Origin of the sequence: Saccharopolyspora sp. (assembly GCF_017434145.1) — a bacterium.
Taxonomy (GTDB): domain Bacteria; phylum Actinomycetota; class Actinomycetes; order Mycobacteriales; family Pseudonocardiaceae; genus Saccharopolyspora_C; species Saccharopolyspora_C galaxeae.
In genome coordinates this window covers 1-3,543 of sequence record NZ_JAFRFW010000536.1, presented here as the reverse complement: position 1 = coordinate 3,543, position 3,543 = coordinate 1, and the positions used below count along the sequence as shown (strand labels likewise).

The 3,543-nt window shown below is 68.4% G+C and carries 3 protein-coding genes; 2 read left to right on the top strand and 1 reads right to left on the bottom strand.

Annotated elements, in window-relative coordinates; genetic code table 11:
* Positions 1–87: 87 nt before the first annotated feature.
* The gene (locus IJH84_RS14865; protein WP_295145450.1) at positions 88–1,284 is read left to right on the top strand and encodes a cytochrome P450; all 1,197 of its coding nucleotides are present in this window, start codon (positions 88–90) and stop codon (positions 1,282–1,284) included.
* A gap of 42 nt (positions 1,285–1,326) precedes the next feature.
* Here IJH84_RS14865 and IJH84_RS14860 read toward each other — a convergent pair whose 3' ends face one another.
* Positions 1,327–2,034, bottom strand: a complete 708-nt coding sequence (locus IJH84_RS14860) for a MerR family DNA-binding transcriptional regulator (protein WP_295145448.1) — start codon at positions 2,032–2,034, stop codon at positions 1,327–1,329.
* Positions 2,035–2,125: 91 nt separating this feature from the next.
* On the opposite strand from IJH84_RS14860, the gene IJH84_RS14855 reads away from it, so the two are divergent.
* A complete protein-coding gene (locus IJH84_RS14855; RefSeq protein ID WP_295145446.1) occupies positions 2,126–3,409 on the top strand; it encodes an erythromycin esterase family protein in 1,284 nt (427 codons plus the stop codon).
* The last annotated feature ends 134 nt before the right edge of the window (positions 3,410–3,543 follow it).

The following is a 3,543-nucleotide window of genomic DNA, read 5'->3' as shown; positions in this document are numbered from 1 at the left end:
CCTCGCGGGTCCGCTGTCCGAGGGGGAATCATGAGATCTTCCGCGTCAGACCCGTTCGATGGACCGGCGAGCAGCACCGATCCGATCGTGATCGATCCGTTGGTGCGCGATCTCGACGGCGAGACCCGCGCGCTGCGCGCTGCCGGTCCGCTGGTGCGCGTCGAGCTGCTCGGCGTGCCCGCGTGGTCGGTCACCCGCCACGCCGAAGCCAGGCGGTTGCTCACCGATCCGCGGCTGGTCAAAGACATCGGGCGGTGGAAGCTGTGGCGCACCGGTGCGGTCACCCGTGCTTGGCCGCTGATCGGCATGATCGACCCCGGGCGCTCGATGTTCACAGTGGACGGAGCGGAACACCGGCGACTGCGCGCGAAGACGGCGCAGGCGATGACGCCGCGGCGGCTGGAGAACATCCGGCCGTTGATCGCCGGCACCGTCCGGGAGCTGCTCGACGAACTCGCCGCACAGGGCGAGCACGGCCCGGTCGATCTCAAAGAGCTGTTCGCGCAGCCGTTGCCGATGGCGGTGATCAGCGCGCTGATGGGCGTTCCGGCCGACCTGCGCGCTCGGCTGCACATGCTTTACAAGGCGTTCTTCTCGATGCTGACGCCGCAGGACGAGCGGCTGGCGGTCTTCGCCGAACTCGACGACATCTTCCTGGAGTTGGTGCGGGCGCGTGCCGCCGAACCCGCCGACGACCTCACCAGTGCGCTGATCACGGCCGAGGAAGGCGGCGAACCGCTCACCGAGCAGGAAGTGCTCGGCAACCTCAAAGCGATGGTGGGCGCGGGGCATGAGACGACGGTCAGCCTGATCCTCAACGCCGTGCGGGCGCTGCTCGACCACCCCGATCAGCTGCGCATGGTGCTGGCCGGCGAAATCGGCTGGGATGCGGTGATCGAGGAGGCGCTGCGCTGGGACACGCCGACCACGCACCTGCTGATGCGGTTCGCCACCGCGGACATCGAAGTCGGTGGCGAGGTGATCCGCGAAGGCGATGGAGTCGTGCTGTCGTATCGCGCGATCGGCCGGGACACCGGGCATCACGGGCCGGACGCGGACGAGTTCCGCATCGACCGCGCCGATGCGGCCAGGCACATGACCTTCGGTCACGGCCCGCACGTCTGCCCAGGAGCGGGACTGTCCAGAATGGAGGCCGGTATCGCACTTCCCGCGCTGTTCGAGCGGTTTCCCCGGCTGCGCGCGGCAGTGCCCGCGGTGCGGAACCAGCCCGTGCTCACGCAGAACGACCTGCAGGAGTTCCCGGTCTTGCTGCACGGTGGTTGATCCGGATGCGGAAACCGCTGTGCTGCAACGCTTCGTGCTGCGTTACCGCTCGACGCTGGCACCGAGTTCGAGGTAGCGGGCGAGTTCGCCCGAGCCGTCCAGCATCGCCCTGCTCCGCTGCTGGAGAGCGGAGCGCCAGGTGCGCAGGGCTTCCTCCAGCGGCGCGACGCCGCCCGCGTCGCGCACGCGTGCGACCACGGCGGCGATCTGGTCGAGCAGGTATCCGCCCCGTCGCAGCTGGTGCGCCAGATGCGCATCGCGCACCGCTTCGGGACCGTAGTGGCGGTACCCGGTCGCCGAATCCCGCTGCGGGCGGAGAATCCCCGCGTTCTCCCATTTTCGGAGGGTCGCCGGATGCAGGTCGAGCCGGTGCGCCAGCTTGCCGATGGTGGGTGGCGTGGGCTGCTCATCGGGCATCGGTCGCAGTTCGCTCAGCGCCAGAGCTACCTCGTCGAGGGTTTCACGGTCCCGCGCCAACTCGGCATGACCCTGATCGATGAGCCGGACTGCCGTGTCCTCCGAACCGGAATTGACGGCGCGCAGGATCTCAGCAGCGCGCCGCCCGTAGCCGGGCCGCAGTGCGACGAACGTGCGAAGTGCCTGCGCGTGGGCCGAGGAGTATCGCCGGTATCCCTGCGGTCCGCGCGCGGCCCGGGGCAGGATGCCCGCTTGCTCGTACTTCCGCACCGCCTGCGTCGAGAGCCCGTGCTCCCGCGCGAGATCCGCGGGCCGCAACCGACCCTCCCGCATACCGCTGCCCTCCCGTTGAAGGTTCGAGGCATTTTACCGGTGAATCTCTGGGAGAAGTTTCATCCGGAAGTTCAACGATACGATCGAAGGGGTGCGCATCGACCGAAGGGATTCCATGGCACCATCGATCAGCTCATTAGGGCAGCACTTCACGCGGGCAGGCACCGGTCTCGAAGCTGCCTTGGACGGCTTCCTGGCCTCCAGACCGGAACCACCGCGACTGCTCGGCTTCGGTGAGCCCATGCACGGCGCCGAAGCTTTCCCGTTGCTGCGCAACCAGGTGCTGCGGCACCTGGTGTCGGAACACGGCTACCGCTCCGTCGCGATCGAAAGCGATTGCCTGGCCGGCTTGGCCGTCGACGACTACGTCACCGGCGAGCGCGACGACCTGGACGAAGTGCTCGCGACGGGGTTCAGCCACGGCTTCGGCGACTTGCCATCGAACCGGGAGCTGCTGATCTGGCTGCGCGAGCACAACGAGGATCGCGCCCCGCACGACCAGGTCCGCTTCTACGGGTTCGACGCTCCGATGGAGATGAGCGGCGCGTCGAGCCCGCGGCTACCGCTCTCGGCGTTGTACGAGCACCTAACCGCGCACCTCTCCCCGAGTCGCATTCCGCATGACATGCACACCATCGACGTGCTGCTCGGCGAAGACGCTGCGTGGACCCATCCGGATGCGATGCTGGATCCGGCCCGGTGCACGGGACACTCGCCGGAGGCGCGCGAACTTCGTGTCATCACCGATGACCTGGTCGGCCTGCTGGAATCGGAAACGCCTGGGCTGCAACAAGTCGCGTCACCGGGCGAGCACGGCCGCGCCCGGCTGTTCGCGCGCACTGCGCAAGGCTTGCTGCGCTACCACGCCGTGATGGCCGACTCCGCGCTGTCCGCATCGGAGCGGATGTCGCGGATGCTGGCGGTCCGGGACGCGATGATGGCGGCCAATCTGCGAGCCATCGCAGCGACCGAATGCGGCCCGACGCTGGTCTTCGCCCACAACCAGCACCTCCGGCGCGATCCGAGCACGTTGCGGCTCGGCGACATGGACCTGCGCTGGTGGAGCGGCGGCGCGGGCGCGGCGGCCCGGATCGGGTCCGGCTACGCCGTGATCGCCTCTTACCTCGGCACGGTCGGCGAGTCGGGGATCACCGCTCCCGCCCCGGAAACCGCCGAAGGCGTCCTGGCGAAGTCCACTCCGGACAGAGCACTCTTCCCGGCCGCACCGCTGAGCGAGGCGTTCTCGCACCACTCGCTCGAAGCCCGCGCCGGAATCCCGCCGGAAACGGGCTACTTCCCCCTCGCAGCAGCCGACCTCGACGGCATCGACGCGATCGCGTTCATCACCGACGCTTCCGAACCTCGCACCACGTGACCGGAGTGAGCGGACCGTCGGTCCCACTAGATTGGACCAACAGTCCGTTCACTCGGTAAGTCCGGCGGGTGCGTTCGGAGTGAGCGGAACTTTGGTCCCACTAGATTGGTCAAACGGTCCGTTCGCTCGGTTTG